Origin of the sequence: Maritimibacter sp. HL-12, from assembly GCF_900177545.1 — a bacterium.
Taxonomy (GTDB): Bacteria; Pseudomonadota; Alphaproteobacteria; order Rhodobacterales; family Rhodobacteraceae; genus Sinisalibacter.
On sequence record NZ_FXBQ01000001.1, the window covers coordinates 1451281 to 1470341 of the forward strand.

General features: G+C 61.9%; 20 protein-coding genes. 2 read left to right on the forward strand and 18 right to left on the reverse strand.

Going from position 1 to position 19061, the window contains the following annotated elements:
* Window positions 1-9 precede the first annotated feature (9 nt).
* From B9Y97_RS07190 to B9Y97_RS07205, 4 genes are all read right to left on the reverse strand, one after another.
* Window positions 10-885: a dimethyl sulfoxide reductase anchor subunit family protein gene (locus B9Y97_RS07190; RefSeq protein ID WP_085526105.1), complete on the reverse strand. Its 876-nt coding sequence runs from the start codon at window positions 883-885 to the stop codon at window positions 10-12.
* A complete protein-coding gene (locus B9Y97_RS07195; protein ID WP_085526106.1) occupies window positions 885-1628 on the reverse strand; it encodes a 4Fe-4S dicluster domain-containing protein in 744 nt (247 codons plus the stop codon). The genes B9Y97_RS07190 and B9Y97_RS07195 overlap by 1 nt, the downstream gene beginning before the upstream one ends.
* A complete protein-coding gene (locus B9Y97_RS07200; protein ID WP_085526107.1) occupies window positions 1628-4438 on the reverse strand; it encodes a molybdopterin oxidoreductase family protein in 2811 nt (936 codons plus the stop codon). Before B9Y97_RS07200 ends, B9Y97_RS07195 begins: the two co-directional genes overlap by 1 nt.
* Before the next feature lie 79 nt (window positions 4439-4517).
* Window positions 4518-4844 carry an ArsR/SmtB family transcription factor gene (locus tag B9Y97_RS07205; protein WP_085526108.1) on the reverse strand — a complete coding sequence of 109 codons (327 nt, stop codon included), beginning with the start codon at window positions 4842-4844 and terminating at the stop codon, window positions 4518-4520.
* 163 nt (window positions 4845-5007) lie between these two features.
* Here B9Y97_RS07205 and B9Y97_RS07210 point away from each other — a divergent pair, with 163 nt between their 5' ends.
* Together B9Y97_RS07210 and B9Y97_RS07215 are read left to right on the forward strand one after the other, a co-directional pair.
* Window positions 5008-5475: a sulfur carrier protein DsrE2 gene (locus tag B9Y97_RS07210; RefSeq protein WP_254900873.1), complete on the forward strand. Its 468-nt coding sequence runs from the start codon at window positions 5008-5010 to the stop codon at window positions 5473-5475.
* Between the two features lie 37 nt (window positions 5476-5512).
* The gene (locus tag B9Y97_RS07215; protein WP_085526110.1) at window positions 5513-5737 is read left to right on the forward strand and encodes a sulfurtransferase TusA family protein; all 225 of its coding nucleotides are present in this window, start codon (window positions 5513-5515) and stop codon (window positions 5735-5737) included.
* Here the strand turns inward: B9Y97_RS07215 and B9Y97_RS07220 are convergent.
* The 14 genes from B9Y97_RS07220 to dsrA form a co-directional block, all read right to left on the reverse strand.
* Window positions 5734-7161, reverse strand: coding sequence for a cobyrinate a,c-diamide synthase (locus B9Y97_RS07220; RefSeq protein ID WP_085526111.1), 1428 nt, complete (start codon window positions 7159-7161; stop codon window positions 5734-5736). The genes B9Y97_RS07215 and B9Y97_RS07220 overlap by 4 nt on opposite strands.
* A complete protein-coding gene (locus tag B9Y97_RS07225; protein ID WP_085526112.1) occupies window positions 7161-8198 on the reverse strand; it encodes a glycosyl transferase family protein in 1038 nt (345 codons plus the stop codon). The genes B9Y97_RS07220 and B9Y97_RS07225 overlap by 1 nt, the downstream gene beginning before the upstream one ends.
* Window positions 8199-8214: 16 nt before the next feature.
* A complete protein-coding gene (gene nrfD / locus B9Y97_RS07230) occupies window positions 8215-9414 on the reverse strand; it encodes an NrfD/PsrC family molybdoenzyme membrane anchor subunit (protein ID WP_217809442.1) in 1200 nt (399 codons plus the stop codon).
* A 12-nt stretch (window positions 9415-9426) separates the two neighbouring features.
* On the reverse strand, window positions 9427-10182 hold the full coding sequence (dsrO, locus tag B9Y97_RS07235) for a sulfate reduction electron transfer complex DsrMKJOP subunit DsrO (RefSeq protein ID WP_085526114.1): 756 nt from the start codon (window positions 10180-10182) through the stop codon (window positions 9427-9429).
* Complete coding sequence (locus B9Y97_RS07240; RefSeq protein WP_085526115.1) at window positions 10179-10640, reverse strand: hypothetical protein; 462 nt, start codon at window positions 10638-10640, stop codon at window positions 10179-10181. Before B9Y97_RS07240 ends, dsrO begins: the two co-directional genes overlap by 4 nt.
* A 2-nt stretch (window positions 10641-10642) precedes the next feature.
* On the reverse strand, window positions 10643-12595 hold the full coding sequence (locus tag B9Y97_RS07245; protein WP_085526116.1) for an NAD(P)-binding protein: 1953 nt from the start codon (window positions 12593-12595) through the stop codon (window positions 10643-10645).
* A gap of 24 nt (window positions 12596-12619) precedes the next feature.
* The gene (dsrK, locus tag B9Y97_RS07250) at window positions 12620-14137 is read right to left on the reverse strand and encodes a sulfate reduction electron transfer complex DsrMKJOP subunit DsrK (RefSeq protein ID WP_085526117.1); all 1518 of its coding nucleotides are present in this window, start codon (window positions 14135-14137) and stop codon (window positions 12620-12622) included.
* Window positions 14138-14140: 3 nt separating this feature from the next.
* Window positions 14141-14866, reverse strand: a complete 726-nt coding sequence (locus tag B9Y97_RS07255; protein WP_217809443.1) for a respiratory nitrate reductase subunit gamma — start codon at window positions 14864-14866, stop codon at window positions 14141-14143.
* Between the two features lie 106 nt (window positions 14867-14972).
* Window positions 14973-15305, reverse strand: a complete 333-nt coding sequence (locus B9Y97_RS07260; RefSeq protein WP_085526119.1) for a TusE/DsrC/DsvC family sulfur relay protein — start codon at window positions 15303-15305, stop codon at window positions 14973-14975.
* A gap of 27 nt (window positions 15306-15332) precedes the next feature.
* A complete protein-coding gene (tusB, locus tag B9Y97_RS07265) occupies window positions 15333-15641 on the reverse strand; it encodes a sulfurtransferase complex subunit TusB (RefSeq protein WP_085526120.1) in 309 nt (102 codons plus the stop codon).
* A gap of 13 nt (window positions 15642-15654) precedes the next feature.
* Window positions 15655-16062 (reverse strand): sulfurtransferase complex subunit TusC, encoded by a 408-nt coding sequence (gene tusC / locus B9Y97_RS07270; RefSeq protein ID WP_085526121.1) that lies wholly within the window; start codon window positions 16060-16062, stop codon window positions 15655-15657.
* Between the two features lie 11 nt (window positions 16063-16073).
* Entirely contained in the window at window positions 16074-16466 is a 393-nt protein-coding gene (gene tusD / locus B9Y97_RS07275; RefSeq protein WP_085526122.1) for a sulfurtransferase complex subunit TusD, read from the reverse strand.
* A gap of 24 nt (window positions 16467-16490) precedes the next feature.
* On the reverse strand, window positions 16491-17573 hold the full coding sequence (dsrB, locus tag B9Y97_RS07280; protein ID WP_085526123.1) for a dissimilatory-type sulfite reductase subunit beta: 1083 nt from the start codon (window positions 17571-17573) through the stop codon (window positions 16491-16493).
* 69 nt (window positions 17574-17642) lie between these two features.
* Window positions 17643-18920 (reverse strand): dissimilatory-type sulfite reductase subunit alpha, encoded by a 1278-nt coding sequence (dsrA, locus tag B9Y97_RS07285; protein ID WP_085526124.1) that lies wholly within the window; start codon window positions 18918-18920, stop codon window positions 17643-17645.
* Window positions 18921-19061 lie beyond the last annotated feature (141 nt).

Below are 19061 nucleotides of genomic sequence, written 5' to 3' on the forward strand. Positions count from 1 at the left end.
ACTGCGATGTCAGTCGCGGTTGTAATAGAGCCCGACCACGTGCTCGGCTTCGGCGAAGAAGAGCCAGCGCGACGCGAACACGCCAATCACGTGGCTCGCCAGCGCGACGAGCGTTACGATCAGGTTGGGCGGCAAAAGAAGCAGAAGCGCCGCCGGCACCGCGCCGAGTGCGACGATGGAGATCATCCGCAGTTTCTGGGCGTGCTTGCGGCCAACCATGTGCACCATCTCGTCGAGAATGTAGTTGCGGCTGGTGTGCGCACTCTCGAACAGGCGGACTTGCCCGATGGTGTTCAGCCCCGTGGCCGTGCCCTTGGTCGAGCCCGATTCAGCAAGGCGCTTGTCGCCCATCATCCAGCCGGCAACCTGAAGCGCGGTCAGCAGCACGATCAGAACGCCGGCTACCTTCGGCTGCATCGACAGCAGCGCGCCACCCGCCACCGAATAGAGCAGGAACAGGACCGGGTTGATCGGCATGTTCCAGCGCGGCACAGTCTTGAGCTGGGTGTAGATCATCGAGGTGGAAAACACCGTGAGCAGCGCCAGGGCGGCACCGAGATAGCCGAACACGGGCAGCGCCGTGGCAAAGAAGATGCGTCCGATCGCGAACACGGCAAAGGCCAGCAGTGCGAGCACCGACAGAATCCCCTCGCGCGAAAGCCACGAGGTTTTCCACTGGCTGAACGAATAGATCGCGTTCTTTTTGTTGGCGAGGTGAAAGACGGAGGCCAGCAGCCCGCCCACCGAAAAGGCGTAGGCCACGAAGAAGGCGGCGAAGGCCTCCCAGCCGTAGAGGTCGGGAATACCCAGCCCGAGCCAGATGAAATAGCCAAAGCCAAGGCCGGAGATCGAGGTGAAGACGATAACGGAAGGTGCCGGGTGCATCAGAGTTTCTCCAGTGCCTTGTCGAGCCAGCCAAGGAAGCCCTCGGCTTCGACGGCCACGGTTTCAAGCGCCTTGGGCGGCTGTTTGTCGAGCGTGTCTTTCGGACGTGGCGGCAGGTACTTGTTGACCGGCTTGGTGCCCTGTTCGGGCATCAGGTCCATCCCGCCGCGCTCGGCCACGAGCTTTGAAACATCCGAGTCCGGATCGCCCAGATCGCCGAAATGGCGCGCACCGGCAGGGCAGGTGCGCACGCAGGCGGGCACCCGGTCAACCTCGGGGATGTTCTCGTTGTAGATCCGGTCCACGCAGAGCGTGCATTTCTTCATGATGCCCGCGTCGTAATCGAGCTCGCGCGCGCCGTAGGGGCAGGCCCAGGCGCACAGCCCGCAGCCCATGCAGCGGTCTTCGTTGACCAGCACGATCCCGTCGGAAACCCGCTTGTAGCTTGCGCCGGTCGGGCAGACGGTGACGCAAGGCGCGTCTTCGCAATGCAGGCACGATTTCGGGAAGTGCACTGTTTGCGATGCACCACCATCGGCGGGCGCCACTTCGTAGTTGAACACGCGGTTGAGAAAGGTGCCTTCCGGGTCGGCACCATAGGCATCCATATCCGAGAGCGGCGCGCCATAGTTCTGCGTGTTCCACCCCTTGCAGGCGGTCACGCAGCCATGACAGCCAACGCAGGTGTCGAGGTCGATCACCAGGCCGAGTTTCTTTTCCGTATGCGTCGGAAGCATGGTCATCAGATTTTCCTCGCGACGTTTTTGGGGCCCTTGCCGACCGGCGACTTGATCGGCGGGAAGACGGGCTGCGCCTCGTCGGGTTTCGGATCGGCTTTCTCGATCTTCACGCGCAGATCGAACCATGCCGCCTGCCCGGTCACCGGGTCGGAGTTGGTCCAGCGCATGCCATCGCCTTTCGGCGGCTGAAGCTCGTGGATCAAGTGGTTGAGCAGAAAGCCTTCGGTGGCCTCGGGCGCTTTTTCGTCGAGCGCCCAGGCCCCTTTGCGTTTGCCGATGGCGTTCCAGGTCCAGATCGTGTGATCGTTCAGCCCCTCGTGCAGCGCCACCGGCACCACGATGGAACCGTGCACCGAGGTGATCCGGGCATAATCGCCGTCCTCGAAGCCGTTTTCCTGCCAGATCTTCTTCGGCAGATACATGTAGTTCTTGCCGGTGATCTGGCGTAGCCAGGCGTTCTGGGTGCCCCAGGAGTGATACATCTGCATCGGCCGCTGGGTCAGCGCGTGAACCGGAAACTCGTCCACGTCCACGTTGGTGTTTTCAAAAGGCTCATACCACGTCGGCAGCGGGTCCATCGTGCGCTGGATACGGTCGCGCAGGTGATCGGGCGGCTGCACATCGCCATGACCTTCGGCGGCAAGCTGCATCTTGCGTAGCGGCTCGACATAAAGGTTGAAGGCGTAGAACAGAGGCGAGTCGTAGAGCCCGATCTCGACGGCCCAATCCTGGTAGGCCTTGTTCCACGGCTTGTAGAACTGGGCTTCTTCCGGGATGTGGCCGATCCAGAACCCGCCGTTCTCGATGTATTTCTCGATCTGGTTCGGGTTGGCTTCGCCGCGTCCGCTCTTGTCGCCATCCTTGCCGCGCCAGCCCGCGAGCGGGCCCACGCCGGGACGGCGTTCGTGGTTCTGGATGTAGTCGGCGTAGTCCACCCACTTGGCATTGCCACCTTCATCGGTGAATCCCGGCAGGCCCATCTTGTTGGCAAGTTGCACAAGCACCGTCTGGAAGTTGCGCACGTCCCGGTCGGGCTCGACAACCGGCCAGCGGATGCTGTCGGCAGCGGCTTCCGCCTCGCAGATCGGGCGGTCGAGCAGCGAGATGCAATCGTGGCGCTCAAGATAGGTGGTGTCGGGCAGGATCAGGTCGGCGTAGGCGACGGTTTCCGAGCTGTAGGCGTCGGAGTAGATGATGTGCGGAATCACATACTCGCCGTTCTCGTCCTTGTCGGTGAGCATGCGGATCACGTCCGCCGTGTTCATCGAAGAGTTCCACGCCATGTTCGCCATGTAGAGGAACAGCGTGTCGATCTTGTAGGGGTCGCCGGCGTGCGCGTTCGAGATCACCATGTGCATCAAGCCATGCGCCGAGAACGGGTTTTCCCAGGTGAAGGCCTTGTCGATCCGCTTGGCGGTGCCGTCTTCCTCGATCAGCAGGTGCTCCGGCCCCATCGCGTAGCCAAGGTGGGGGCCGTCGAGCGGCTTGCCGGGTGTCACGCCAGCGTGCGGCTTTGGGTGGGCTTCCGGCGGCTTCGGGTAGGGCGGCTTGAAGCGGAAACCGCCGGGCACCTCGACCGAACCGAGCAGGATCTGCAGAACATGCAGCGCGCGGGCGGTCTGGAAACCGTTGGAGTGCGCCGAAATGCCGCGCATGGCGTGGAAGCTGATCGGGCGGCCGATCATCTTGTCGTGCTTTTCGCCCTTCCAGTCCGTCCATTCCACGTCGAGGCTGATTTCCTCCTCGAAGGCCACGCGGGCAAACTCGGCGGCGATGTTGCGGATGCGTTCAGCCGAGAGGCCGCAGCGCTCGGCAACCGCCTCGGGGGCATATTCCGCTGCGAGGTATTTCTCGGCCATGAGCTGGAACACTGTGCGGTTCTCACCCTGACTGGCCGCGAGGTTGGCGATCACACCGGGCTTGTCGAAGGCTTCCGGTTTGCCGGTTTTCTGGTCGATCACCAGGGGCTTGCCATCGGCGTCGCGCAGGAAAAGGCCCTTCTCCGGCCCCTCCTCGGCATTCACGAGGAAGCCCGCGTTGGTGTAGCGGCGCAGGTAATCGAGATCGACCTTGCCTGAGCGGAACAACTCGTGGGCGATCGACAGGATCAGGAGCCCGTCGGTGCCGGGGGTGATCCCCACCCACTCGTCGGCAACCGCGTTGTAGCCCGAGCGGATCGGGTTGATGCCCATCACCTTGCCGCCGTGGCCCTTCATCTTGCCGATCCCGATCTTGATCGGGTTCGAATCGTGATCTTCCGCCACGCCGAACAGCACGAAAAGCTTGGTGCGGTCCCAGTCGGGCTGACCAAACTCCCAGAACGCGCCGCCCATGGTGTAGATCCCGCCCGCGGCCATGTTGACCGAGCAGAACCCGCCATGCGCGGCGTAGTTCGGCGTGCCGTAGCTCTGGGCCCAGAAGCTGGTGAAGCTCTGCGACTGGTCGCGCCCGGTAAAAAAGGCCAGCTTCTTCGGGTCGGTCTGGCGAATCGGCTCCAGCCATCCGGTTGCGATGTCGAGCGCCTCCTCCCAGGAGATCTCCTCGAATTCGCCCGAGCCGCGGGGGCCCACCCGCTTGAGCGGCGCACGAAGGCGCGAGGGTGCATAGTGCTGCATGATCCCCGAAGACCCCTTGCCACAGAGCACGCCCTGGTTCACCGGGTGATCGCGGTTGCCCTCGATATAGGCGATCTGCCCATCCTTCATGTGCACGTTGATGCCGCAGCGGCAGGCGCACATGTAGCAGGTGGTTTTGCGGATCTCGTCCGAGACGGGGGGCGATGTCTCGATCTGGATGTTCTCGGGTCTCGTCATCGGATCATATCTCTACATTTGGATATTTGAATGAACATCGCACAAAAATTGCGCGACGCAATTCTTTTTGAGCGGATTTTCAGGATAGCGCCGCTTCCTTGATCGACTGCGGATCTGGCGCATAGAGGCTCTGCAACGTCTTGATCATGGCGTGGGCCTCGTCCGAGTCGAGGGAGTAGTAGACCGACTGCGCCTCGCGGCGTGCCGCCACCAGCTTTTCGCCGCGCATGATCGCAAGTTGCTGCGATACGGTGGATTGCCCAAGGCCGGTTGCCACCTGAAGCTGTTGCACCGAAAGCTCACCATCGGACAGATAGCAGAGAATCAGCAACCGCTTCGGGTTCGACAGCACGCGCAACAATTCGCTTGCCCGGTCTGCAATTTCCATCCGGTTTTGCGGATGCATAGGCCTTCCTCCCGCTTCGTGCCCCTTTGCAGGCGCGAATCCCTCGCAGTCAAGCACTCGTCACTTGACTGCGGGCTACTTTATATTCAACAATTTCTATACACAAATAATTCACGCAATGGGAGGGCCTGCTGTGCTAGATGCTGGCGAAAACACCAAGAAAATGACGATCATCGTCACAAAGGGCACGCTCGACTGGGCTTACCCGCCGTTCATCCTCGGCACGACCGCCGCGGCGATGGACGTGGAAGTGACCATGTTTTTCACCTTTTACGGGCTGCAACTGCTGAAAAAAGACCTTGATCTCAAGGTCTCGACGCTCGGCAACCCGGCGATGCAGATGCCGATGGGCGGTATGCACATGTCGATGCCGAACATCATGCCGATGATTCCCGGCGTCGACCGGATGACCACGACGATGATGAAAAACCTCATCAAGAAGAAGGGCGTCGCCTCGATCGAGGAGCTGCGCGAGGCCGCAATCGAGAGCGACGTCAAGATGATCGGGTGCCAGATGACGCTCGACCTGTTCGAGCTCGACCGGAAGGACATGATCGACGAAATCCAGATCGGTGGCGCCGCCACCTGGATGGAAGAGGCTGCCAAATCCGACATCAACCTCTATATCTAACCCGAATCACTGACGCCAAAGGGAGGGAAAACACCACATGGCCGATCAAGTACTCGACGCGAAGGGGCTGAATTGCCCGCTTCCGATCCTCAAGACCAAGAAAGCGCTCAAGGGCATGTCGTCCGGTCAGGTGCTGCAGGTGATGGCGACGGATCCCGGCTCGATTGCCGATATGACCGCCTTCTGCAACCAGACCGGCAACGAACTGTTGAGCCAGTCGAACGAGGGTGACGTCTACACCTTCGAGATCAAGGTCAGCTAGGACCGCGATCCACGCGAATTCGAAAGCCCCGCCGGAGCGATCTGGCGGGGCTTTGTCGTCGCCGCGCGCCGCGCGCGCACGAAGGTCACGAAGCGATGCACCCACGGGTCGGCACGGGTGTTGCGCAGATGGCAAAATCCCGCCAGCGCGTTATGCGTCACGATGCCGTCATGGCTGCCGTCAACGCCATGCCCGCGGGTGATTTGCCGGCCGTAGGTGGGGGTTCCCTCGATGCCGCGCAGGCGCGCGTAGTGGAACTCGTGCGCCCGGATGTCGCCGCTCCCGCCCGGCCACGGATGATCGGCCCGTTCGGTGAACCGGATCAGGCCCTTGCCCTCCGGCGTCGGGTGCATCACCGCCTCGGCGGGCACCACGCCAACCATGTCTCCCACACCCGTTTCGGCCACGATCGCGCGTGACAGATACATCAATCCGCCGCATTCGGCATAGGTTGGCAGCCCCGCCTCGATCCTGGCGCGAATATCGGCGCGCAGGGCGGCATTCGCGTCCAGATCGGCGACGAACATCTCGGGAAAACCACCGCCGATGAAGAGCCCGTCGCAATCGGGCAATGCCGGATCGCGCATCGCATCGAACGGCACCAGCCGCGCACCCGCCTCGGCAAAGGCTTCGAGATCGTCAGGGTAATAGAACCCGAAGGCACGATCGCGGGCGTAAGCGATGGTCACTTCCGGTTCGGGCAGCTTGGCGCGGGGGGGTGGATCGGGCAAGTCCGGCGCTTGCGATGCAAGATCGAGCAAGAGATCGAGATCGACCGAGGCTCCGACGATTCCGCCCAGCCGCGCGATCAAGGCCTCGAGCCCCCCGGTTTCGGCCGGGGTGGTCAGGCCAAGATGGCGCTCGCCGATCTCCAGCGCCGGGTTGCGATGCACCGCGCCCACCACCTTGAGGTCAGTGTAGGTTTCGACCGCCTCGCGCAACTTCCTTTCATGCCGGGGTCCGCCCACCTTGTTGAGGATCACGCCGACGATATTCACCGCCGGATCGAAGGCGCGGTAGCCTTGAAGCAATGGCGCGATTCCGCGTGTCATCCCAACCGTGTCGATCACCAGCACCACGGGCAGACCAAGAAGCTTGGCGAGCGCGGCATTGGCATCGCTCCCGTCCATCGACACGCCGTCGTAGAGCCCCTTGTTTGCCTCCACCAGCGTGGCCTCTGCCCCGCTGATGCGCGACGCGAAGAAATCCACGATCTCGTCGGGGGCCTGGGTGTTGAAATCGAGGTTGTAGCAGGGGCCTGCGATTGCCGCGCCCAGCCACATCGGGTCGATGTAGTCGGGGCCCTTCTTGAAGGCGGCAAGCCTGACGCCCCGGGACGTGAGGGCTGCCGCGATCCCGGTGGAAACAACCGTTTTGCCCGAGGATTTATGTGCGGCGGCAATCAGGAAGCGCGGCGCGCGCATCAGTCCTGAACCGGAAGCTTCGTCATGTCGCGGTCAATCCAGATCTGACGCGCCAGCGCATCGGCCTCATCCATCGTCGCGGCGCGGCCGGCTGTTTTCAGCGCGATGGCCATGGTGCCGCAAATCGCCTCGATGGCGTAAGCGTCGTCATCTTCGCCGCGCCAGACCATCATCAGCCGGTCGAGGTTCATCTCCGTATCGGGCGGCGCGTGACCATCATCGAGCGTGGCGGGCCATTCCTCGACGTTCAACTCGTCGCTGCCATGGGTCGTCCAGACCGGCACCGGCTTGTTTGGCCGCCGCTCGATCTCGCCGCCATCGCCCCGGAACACCGCCGCGTTCTCGAACCCGAGAAGCTGCGCGGCACCGGAATGGATGTCCATGAAACCGCGGTGAAAGATGCCCTGCATCACCGTGGGTGCGTTGAACGGGTTGAGCATGCGGGTGAAACTGTGCACCGGGGAGCGCAGCCCGAGGATCGGGCGCAGGTTGATCAATTCGCGCAGTTTCGGGCTCAGCACTTCGAGTGGAACATAGGCGAAGCCACGGGTTTCGATCTGTTCGGCGGCTTGCGTGAGCGAGCCACACACCGGCAGCCCAAAATGCTCCAGCACGTCGCGGGTATAAACGCGGCCCGGCGTGTGGCCCTCGGTGCCATGCATGAACACCTTGAAGCCCGCGCCCACCATCGCCATGACGCTGAGCAAGTACCACGGAAGCTGGATCCGCTTGCCTGCGTAGGACGACCAGTCGAAATCCACGTCCGGCAAGTTGGCAGGCAGGTTGAACGTGTCGCGCGTGCCCATCGAGAAACCAGCGATCTCTTCCGGGGCCTCTTCCTTCAGGCGCAGCAACATCAGGAAAGCGCCGATCTGTTCGGGCTCGGCCTCGCCGCGCAGGATCATCGCCATCGCCTCGCGGCTTTCGTCGAGCGTCAGGTGGCGTTGCTTGGTTTTGCCACGCCCAAGTATCGCGACGAAGCGCGAGAACGGGTGAGGGTTGTTCGGGTCGATCACCCGGCTCTGATGGTCTTTCATCGCGTGCCCCGCGCTATCAGGTTTTCGCGGCGAGATTGGCATCCGAGAGGTTCGTGGGCAGGACCCGCAAGACTTTTGCTCCGAGACCAGCCGCGAACAGCGCGAGCGCCACACCGCCAAGGCCCAACATAAGCTCCCAGATCGACGGCGTGTAGGGGTTCACCACACCTTCGTGCCAGCCTTCCAGAACTTCGTACCCGGGGAAGATTTCCAGCGGGTAGGCCTGGCCGCCGATGATGATCACGTATAGCTGGGCAAACCCGCCGATCACCACGAGCACCGAGGCGAGAATCGTCGAGGAGCGCGACGGGTTCAGGAACACCAGGGCAATCGGGATCAGGCCACCGAGCACCACCTGCACACCCCAGAACAGGACCGTGTAGATCCCGCCCTCGAGCAGGACGAACCGCTCCACGGCGCCATGCTCGGCGGCGTAGAGATTCGTCAGATGCTGGACCGTGGTGAAGTAGAGCACGGCGGCGGCGAAAATGCCGAGCAGTCGACCCATACGCATGAGGAGTTGGTCGCCAAACGGGCGGCCGTTCAGCTTGAACAGGGCGAGGGTGACGAGGATGAACACCGCAAGCCCAAAGGAAAAGCTCATCACGATGAACAAGGGCGCGAGGATGGCGGCATCATAGCCGGGGCGGGCAACCAGCCAGCCAAAGATCGAGCCGGTGCCGGTGGTGAGCGCAAGGCGCCACAGAAAGGCAAACAGACCTGCCAGCCGGACCCATTTGTAATCGAGACGGCGCATCATCTGCATAACCAGATACACCGCGACAACCGCAATGAAGCCGTTATAGAGCAGCACGTTCCAGGCGAAGATCGAGCTGAAGTTGTAGGTGGTCATCGCCACGATCAGCCGGTCGGCCCGGCCAAGATCGAGCACGACGATTGCGAGGCCGCCCACCAGAAGGGTGATCGCGAGCAGCGACGAGAACCGCGCCATCGGCTTGTAGGCCGTCTGGCCGAATACGCTGGCGATGGAAGCCACGTTGAGCGCCCCCGAAGCGGCGACGATCAGGAAAATCGCAAACACATGCGGCAGGCCCCAGACGATCTGGTTGTCCATGCCCGTCACCGCGTGGCCGTGGTGCTCCATGTAGAACCACGCGCCGGCAGCAGCAGCAAGGAAGGCCAGCAGCAGCACGGCCATCTGCCAGACACCGGGCGTGGCCTTGAGTTCGCGGTAGATCGTCTGTTCCATAGCCATGGAGGTTTCCCGTCAGAGGTTCGTGTAGCGGACGCCCGGGTTGAGCTCGAGATCCTCGCGCAGCGCCGCGTTGGGATATTGCTTGAGGGCCTTCGAGATCGGGCTGTCGGGGTCTTTCAGATCGCCGAACAGGATCGCCGAATGCCCCGCCTTCTCGCAGGCCTCGACACAGGCCGGAATCCGCCCCGAGTCGATCCGCGGCGCGCAGAGGTTGCAGCTTTCCACCGTGCCCTTGCCGCGCGGGTTCTGTTCCGGCTGATCGGTGATCGCCTCATGCACGAAGCTGCGCGCCTTGTAAGGGCAGGCCATCATGCAGTAACGGCAACCGATACAGATGTGCTTGTCGACCAGCACGATCCCGTCGGCCCGCTTCATCGAAGCCCCGGTCGGGCACACGTCGACGCAGGGCGGTTCTTCGCAGTGCTGGCACATCACCGGGGCCGAGGTGGTCCGGCCGGTGGTCTTGTCGCGCAGGGTCACCTTGCGGATCCACTCGGGCGCCTGTTCGGGGCTGATGTGGTCGCTTTCGATGTCCTTGCCCCAACCGTTCTCGGTCTTGCAGGCGGTCACGCAGTCGTTGCAGTCGGGCGAGCATTTCGAGGCGTCGATCAGCAGGCCCCAGCGCTTTCCGGCATCGGCGCGGCCCGCCGCTTCGGCGGCGGTGCCGCCAAAGGCCATCAGCGTGACGCCGGGCGCCAGCGTTACAGTCGCAGCCGCCGCGCCCGATTTCATGATGTCGCGGCGGGTCATTTCGGCGCGGTTTGTCATTCGGTCATCTCCTGAGCGACCCGGGCAAGATAGGCCTCGATCGAACTCGGGTCGTCGGGGGTCGCCATCGTGCGGTGGGCCGTGGTGTCCGACGGGGTGGAACGGTGGCACATGAAGCAATCCACCTGCACGGCGGTGTAGTCGTGGCAGACCCGGCAAAAATGGCGTTCGTCTTCGTAAGAGACATAGGCACCGGCTTCGTCCTGAACACCGTGGCAATCGAAGCACTCGCCAAGCGACGCCTGAATCGGCTCCTCGCCCGGCATCACGTTGCGCACGCCATCACGCATCGTCAGATCACGATCGTGCAGCAGCATTTTCATGTGATGCACACGCCAATAGTCGTTGCCCTCGGGGTGAGGATCGCCGGTCGCGGCGGGCACGACGGGCATGGACCCGTCGGCCGCCGCACCCCCGGCGAAACCAAATACGGCAAGGAAAGCGAGAACCAGCCGCATGGTTACTCCCCGAGACCCATCTTGATGTAGCCGGTCGGGCAGACATCTGCGCAGATGTGGCACCCGATGCACCGGGTGTAGTCGGTATCGACGTAGCGACCGACGGTGCGATCGCCTTTCGGCACGCGGAACACGGCATCCTGCGGGCAGAAGATCACGCAGTTGTCGCACTCGAAGCAGAGGCCGCACGACATGCAACGCTCGCCTTCCTTCTGCGCCTGCTCTTCCGAGAACCCAATGATCCGTTCCTCGAAGTTGCCGAGCACCGCGTCGCCCTCGATGTTGACATAGGTGCGTTCTTCGCGCGGCACATAGTTGAAATGACCCTTGAACAGCTCGTCATGCGGGATGATCTGGCTGGTCGAGCGGTCTTCATAGTTGTGCACCGCCCAGTTGGCCGAAGAAGTGCCCATCGTCTGTTGGTGCGGGTATTCCTCCGGATCCTTGCCGCGCTGGTGCAGCTCTTCCATCAGGTTCCAGTGATGCACGTCGACCTTCGGGCGCTTGTGGATCTCGCCGTCGTCAAGGAAATCGGTGATCGTTTCGGCGGCGATCCGGCCCTGCCCGATGGCGGTGGTGAGCAGGTGCGGGCGAATGATGTCACCGCCGACGAAATGCTTCTCACGGCCCTTGACCTGGTAGGTCGGCGTGGCGTCGATGAAGCCACGTCCGTTATCGAGGCCTTCAAGCCCACCCGAAAGGTCGCCCATCTGGCCGATGGCCGCGATGATGATATCGGCTTCGAGGATGAACTCGGTGCCTTCGATCGGCTCCGGCGCATTGCCCTTCATGGTGCATTCGCACATTTTAAGCCCGGTCGCGATGCCGTTCTCGTCAAGGATCACCTCGAGCGGCATCACGCTGCCCTTGATGTCGATACCTTCGCGCTTGGCGTCTTCGCGCTCGTGCTCTGCGGCGGTCATCTGTTCAACGGGGAACAGCGAGGTCAGCGTCGCTTCCATGCCCGAACGGGTCAGAAGACCCGCCGAATCGTGCGCGGCCCAGTCGATTACGGTGCCATCGGGATGCTCCGAGGCTTTCACCTCGGTGATGTTGCCAAGACGACGGGCAACCGAGGCCACGTCGATCGAGGTGTCACCACCGCCGACGACAACAACCTTCTTGGCGGTGCCCAGCACCCAGCCCTTGTTGAACGCGTCGAGGAACTCGATCCCGTTGATGCAGTTTTCGGTGCCCGTCCAGCCCGGGATCGGCAGGTCGCGGCCCTTTTGTGCACCAAGCGCCCAGAACACGGCGTCGAACGCCTTGTCGAGTTCTTCCATGCTGACATCGGTGCCGACGCGGGTGTTGGTGTGCACCTTGACGCCCATGTCGATGATCCGGCCGATCTCCTTGTCGAGCATGTCGCGCGGGGTCCGGTAGCCCGGGATGCCGTAGCGCATCATGCCGCCGAGTTCCTCGTTGGCCTCGAACAGGGTCACGTCATGTCCGTCACGGCGCAGGAAATAGGCCGCGGCAAGACCGGCAGGGCCACCGCCGATCACGGCGATCTTGTGGCCGGTATCTGCGCCGGGCTCGACCATCTTGACGTTGTTGGCATTGGCCCAGTCACCGACATATTGCTCGACGCCGTTGATGCCGACGTAATCGTCAACCGCGTTGCGGTTGCAGCCCGCCTCGCAAGGCGCGGGGCAGACCCGGCCCATCGTTGCCGGGAACGGGTTGGCTTCCACCATGCTGCGGAAGGCATATTCCTGCCAGGCCATGTCCTCGACCGGCGGCTTGTCCATGCCGCGGGCAATCGCAAGCCAGCCGCGAATGTTGTGGCCCGAGGGGCAGGAGCCCTGGCAGGGCGGAGTCTTGTGCACGTAAGTCGGGCACTTGTAGGACGTATCCGCCTGGAAGATTTTCTCCTCCAGCGCCCAATCTTCTTCCGTCTGGCCTTCTTCGAAGCGCCGGAATGTCGGCTTCGTATCGGGGGTCATGTCATTCATTGCCTATTCCTCCGCTTCCGCCGCTCACGCGGTGGCATCTTCCTCAGTTTCCTGACCATCCAGGATGATCGCGTTCGACACCAGCTGGTGCACCGACACGACCGAATCCATGTCGTAGCCATATTTCGGCATGACCTTCGAGAACTGCGTTTTGCAGATCGCGCAGATCGCGGCCATGTGGGTCACCCCATGGCTTTCGGTAACCTGCTGAAGCGCGGTCATCCTCGGGCTCGCGCCCTTGATCCGCAGGTCCATCAGGTCATCGGTCAACAGGCCACCGCCGCCGCCACAGCAAAGCGTGCTTTCGTGGATCGTGTCGGGGTCCATGTCGACGAAATTGTTACACACCGCCTTGATGACAGCGCGCGGGATCTCGAACTGGCCGCCGGGCTTGTCGCCCATGCGGCTGGCCCGGGCGACGTTGCAACTGTCGTGATAAGTCAGCGTCAGGTGATCGTTCTTCGACTTGTCGAGTTTCAGCGTTCCTTTCTCGATCTCACCCCAGGTGAATTCGAGAATGTGCTGTGGCACCGGGTAATTCGGATCGAGGAAGTCCCACGGTCCCGCCAGCGTGTTGAGATAGCTGTAGGCCACGCGCCAGGCATGGCCGCACTCGCCGAAGATGATCCGCTTCACGCCAAGATCCTTGGCGGCCTTGCGAATCCGCTGGCTGACGAGGCGCATGTTCTCGTAGTTGCCGATGAACAGGCCGAAGTTGGCGGCTTCCGAGGCATAGGACGAGAGCGTCCAGCTCACACCGGCCTGGTGGAACACCTTGGCATAGCCGATCAGCCCGTCGATATGGGGCTCGGCGAAGAAGTCGGCCGAAGGGGTGACGAGCAGGATATCGGCACCCTTTTCGTCGATCGGCAATCGCACCGAAACGCCGGTATCGTCCTCGATGTCTTCTTCAAGGTCTTCCAGCGTTGCCCGAAGAGCCTTCGGGTTCAGCCCGAGGTTGTTGCCAACGTCATGCACCTTGCCGATGATCTCGTTGGCGTATTTCTGGCCCATGCCAACTTCGGCGAGAATGTCGCGCGCGGCCATGGTGATCTCGGCGGTGTCGATGCCGTAAGGGCAGAACACCGAGCAACGGCGGCATTCCGAGCACTGGTGGTAGTAGGAATACCATTCTTTCAGCACGTCTTCGGTGAGGTCACGCGCGCCCACGAGCCACGGGAAATACTTGCCCGCGAAGGTGAAGTAGCGCCGGTAGACCGAGCGCAGCAGATCCTGACGGGCCACCGGCATGTTCTTCGGGTCGGCGGTGCCGAGGAAATAATGGCACTTGTCGGTGCAGGCGCCGCACTTCACGCAGATGTCGAGATAGACCTGGAACGCGCGGTTCTTCTCGGCCATTTCCTGCATCTTGGCGAGGGTGCGCTCTTTCCAGTCTGGCACGAGTTCGCCCGGAAAGCCGAGCTTTTCCTGGTGCTCCGGGCCGGCAAGGAACGGCTGCAATCCATCCATGGAACCCGGCTTGATGCAGGGCACCTGAAGCGGATCGTCCAGTTTCGGAATCTGGGTATCGCCATCAGCCATGGATCACTTCTCCAATTCGGCCGCCCAGGGGGCGATGTGGCGCTGCTCGCGCGGGTTGTCGGCCTGGTTGCGGCTCGGGCTGAAAAACAGGCCCGGCGCATGCAGGAGTTTGGAAATCGGGAAGATGATCATCAGCACGATCACCAGCCCGAGATGGACAAGCAGGAACGGGTTGGTCGGCAGGGTGTTGATCTGGAACGTCCAGAGCCCGCTCATGAATACTTTCACCGCCACGATATCGGTCGGCGCGACGAATTTCATCGTCAGGCCCGACAGGCCGATGGCGATCAGAAGCACAAGGATCAGGTGGTCGGACGGGCTTGAGATATAGCGCACGCGATCAACCAGGAAGCGGCGTGCCCAGAGGCCGGCAAGGCCGAGCACCATCGCAAAACCGGCGTACTTTCCGAACGGCTGGATGAAATCGAGCCAGAACGGGCTGTTGCCGGGGATCGTGTAGCGCAGGTGACGGATGATCACGAGCCAGAGCGCCATGTGGAACGTCCAGCCAAACAGCCAGATCCACTTGTTCGACTTGAACAGGCTCTCGAAAAAGATCACTTCGCGCAGCATGCGCAGCACAACGCCGCCCGATGTGGTGGGGGCCGGGGTAGTCGGAATCTTGAGCGGAGCGGGGGTCGCCGCGTACCTGCGCACCTTCAGCGCAACACCCACGACGATCAGGATCGTCGCGACGTAGAACAGCAGTGCGTAAATCGTGGATAGCACGCAGATTCCTCCCGTTGGCTGCCCTGTTATTGTTATTTTTCAGGGCATTAGCGGATCTTGTTGGGGCGGTCTGGCGGCGCGCCGCCGCCAGACTCGTCTTTGTCGATCAGACGCAGCCGGTGGGCTTGGGCAGACCGGCGATCTTGCAGGCCTGCTTGGCCGGGCCATAGGGGAACAACTCGTACATGTACTTGTTGTTGCCTTTCTCCGGGCCCATCGTCTTCTTGACGGACTTGATCAGCACGCGGACAGCCGGCGCGATCTGGTATTCATCGTAGTACTCACGCAGGAAGTTCACCACTTCCCAGCGCTCGTCATCCATCTCGATGTCTTCGGCCTTGGCGATCACCTCGGCGAGTTCCGGCGTCCAGTCACCAAGATTGGTGATGTAGCCCTCTTCGTCGTGCTCTACGGTCTGACCGTTTACTTCGTATGCCATGTTCGCTTTCCTTCTTTTGAACTTCGTTTAGAGCCAGGACTGGGTCCTGTCGTGCTTGGCGACCAGGTCCACAAACCCGGGGTAGTCGACACCCTCGACACCGGCAATCAGCCGCTTCGGGTCAAGCCCGCGCGCGGCAAGGTCGGGCGATAGCACGTAAAGCGACACGTTTTTGCCGAACTCCTCCATGATCTCGGTCAAACCCGTGCCACCAAGCCCGCCATAAACGCCATCCTCGATCATGAGAACGGCATCGCCGGCCTTGGCGTGGTTCAGGCAGCTTACAAGCGCCTGGGTTGCGAAGGGCGATTTGTTCACTGTGTGAAGCGTTGACATATCTCCCCCTCCCTCAAAAGCTCAGCACGACGTCGGCATCGGCCATCGCGTCGGCCATTTCGGCGCGGCTGATCACGCGGATGGCGGGTTTCTCTTCCCAGTCGTCATCCTCGTCTTCGTAGACCACCTCGATCAGGTCGTCCTCGCTGAGCCCTCGCTCTTCCAGGCTCTCGCGTTCGACGAACAGCTTCTGCACGTCGTAGTCACCCAGCGCCCGGAACGTCGGCGAGAAATTCTTCACGCCGATCCCGTCGGTGTTCTGCCCCTTGGTGAGCTGGAACACGCCATCGTCGAGAAAGGCAAGCGAGACGTCCTGCTCGAATGCAGCACCGATGAGCACCACTTCGAGGCTCTCGAGCGCATAGATCGTTCCATAAGGTGCCCTGCGGTTCACGTAGAGGAACTTTTTCACGTCAGACATATCGTTCCCCCTCAGTCGCCGAAGGTCACCAGACGGTCGGTCTGGATACCCATTTCGATAAGCTGGCCAAGGCCCGAGATGCGGAAGCCCTCGGCGATGTTGTTGGCATCCTTGCCCTGGCGTTCGGCCTCGTTGGCATCAAGCATCCCGCGGCGCTGGGCCGCGGCGATGCAGACAACGAGATCGACATTGTGCTCCTTGGCAAGCGCAGTCCAGTTCTGCTGGATGTTGCGCTCATCCTGCGGCGGCACCGAGAGGCGCGTCGCAACGTTGACTCCGTCGTGGTAGAAAAACACACGCGGCACCTCGTGGCCGGCCGCAATCGCGGCCGTCACGAATTTGTAGGCCGAATCCACCGCTTGGTGGGTGTATGGCCCTTCGGAAACAAGTACTCCGATTTTCACTTCGCTTTCCCTTCCCCTTGAAACTCAGAAGTGCACGTGCGCCGACATGTTCATCGTCTTGCGCGCACCGGTCCAGGTATCGAGGTGGTGCTTGGTGAAAGCCATTCCGGTTTTCTCGAAGAAGCGGTTCCAACCGATGCGCTCGATCCATTCGCCCATCCGCTCCCAATGCTTGGCATCTTTCTTGTAGGTCGAGACGATCTTGCGGACGATCGCGGCAACCTCCGGCCAATGCGGCGGGTTGTTGGGCAGGTTGGCAACGGCGAGCTTGTGGAAAGTCGGCTTCGAACGGGCGTTCGAGTGCTTGCCGCCCACCCAGATCGCGATCCGGGTTTCTTCCTTGCCGTTGATCTGCATCGGCGGGCAGGGCGGGTAACAGGCACCGCAAGCCACGCATTTCTTCTCATCGACTTCCAGCGACGGCTTGCCGTTGACCATGGCCGGGCGGATCGCTGCAACCGGGCACCGGGCCACAACCGCCGGACGTTCGCACACGTTGGCGACAAGATCGTGGTTGATGCGCGGCGGCTTGGTGTATTGCACGTTCACCGCGATATCGCCCTGGCCGCCGCAGTTGATCTGGCAGCACGAGGTGGTGATGCGCACGCGGTTCGGCATCTTTTCCTGAACGAACTCGTCGTAGAGCACATCCATCAGCGATTTCACCACGCCCGAGGCATCGGTGCCGGGGATGTCGCAGTGCAGCCAGCCCTGGGTGTGCGAAATCATCGACACCGAGGCACCGGTACCGCCCACCGGGAAGCCTTCGCCTTCGAGCTTGGCGACCAGCGGAGCCACCATCTCTTCTTTCGAGACCATGTATTCGATGTTCGAGCGCGTGGTGAAGCGCACGTGACCTTCGGCGAACTGGTCCCCGATGTCGCAAAGTTTGCGGATGGTGAACACGTCCATCTGGCGTTGGGTGCCGGCACGAACCGTCCAGATCTCGTCACCCGATTTCGAGACGTGGTGCAACACGCCCGGGCGCGGGCGGTCATGCCAGGCCCAGTTGCCGTAGTTCGACCTCATCAGCGGGTGCATGTAGGGGAACGGATCCGGAACACCGACCTCGTCCGGCATGCGGGGCTTTTCAGCTTGCGTATTCATACTTTTCCTCCCAAGCCGCGCCGCCCGAAGGCGGACGCGGGCCCAATTGAACCTAAGGGGTGTCGCCGATTACTCGGCGCTGATCTGTGCTTCCGCAGCCTTGCGGGCAAACCACTTCTCGGCCTCTTCGTCGAAGTCGTCGGTCCGGACGTAAGACGAGGTGCGCGGGTGGTTGACCATGTTCGGGTCGGGATCGACGCCGACGGCCTCGATGAACGCGGGAAGACCGATCCGGTCGATCGTTTCACCGATACGCTCGTGCTCCAGCGCGTTCTCGGCAAAGAACTCGATCACGGTTTCGCCGAACTCTTCGAGCTTCTCGAAGTCTTCGTCCGATTCGAGCTTCATGAACGGAACGATCATGGTTCCCATCAGGTCGCCGACCTTCAGCGAACGCTTGCCGCCGATCAGGATCGAAACGCCCTTGTCGTCACCCGGGCTGAGCGCCTTGGTCATGACGTTGATGCAATGCATGCAGCGCACGCAGGACTGGTTGTCGATTTCCAGCGTGTCATCGTCGTTGAGCGAGATCGCGCGGGTCGGGCACATCGAAACGACGGTGTCGATCGTGTACTTGCGGCCAACTTCGGCGACGTGTTCCTTGACCTTCTCCTGGTCGATCTTGATGTCGTCGCGCCATGTGCCGATCACCGCGAAATCGGCGCGGTGGATGGCGTTCACGCAGTCGTTGCCGCAGCCCGAGAACTTGAACTTGAACTTGTAGGGCAGCGACGGGCGGTGCATCTCGTCGAGGAAGGCGTTGATCATCGTGCGGTGAGCCCGCACCTCGTCGTAGCACGATTGTTCGCAACGGGCGTGACCCACGCAGCTCATCGCGGTCCGCAGGGCCGGGCCGGCGCCGCCGAGGTCGAATCCGATCTCGTTGAGCGCGTCGAAAGCCTTCTGGGTGCCCTCGGTGGTGGTGCCCTGGAACATGATGTCGCCGGACTGGCCGTGGAACGCAATCAGGCCCGAGCCATGCTCTTCCCAGATGTCACACATCTGGCGGAGCAGATCGGTGCTGTAGTGGAAGCCCGCAGGGGGCATCACGCGCAGGGTGTGAAACTCTTTGGAGGCCGGGAACTTGTCCGCAACCTCCGAGAAACGGGGGATAATTCCGCCACCGTAACCCAGAACCGAAACCGTGCCGCCCTTCCAGAAGCCGAGGCGTTCTTCATAAGAGTGCTCGAGCTGGCCAAGGAGGTCGTTCATCATCGGCGCATACTTTGCGTCCTGATTGTCGCGCAGGCGCTTCAGGCCGGTCACGAAGCTCGGCCACTTGCCACCTTCGAGTTCGTCGAGCATCGGGGTATTATGTTGCCCCTTGTCGGTCGATTCGTCTTTCATCTGATCCTCCCTAGCGAGTGTTCGCGCTTCATTGTCCTAAGGCCTCGGTGCCAGCCGGACACGAAACCCATGCGTGGTATCCTCCCGAACGCATATCATTTCGACGCCCTCTGACGAACATCATTGCCATTAATCTACACA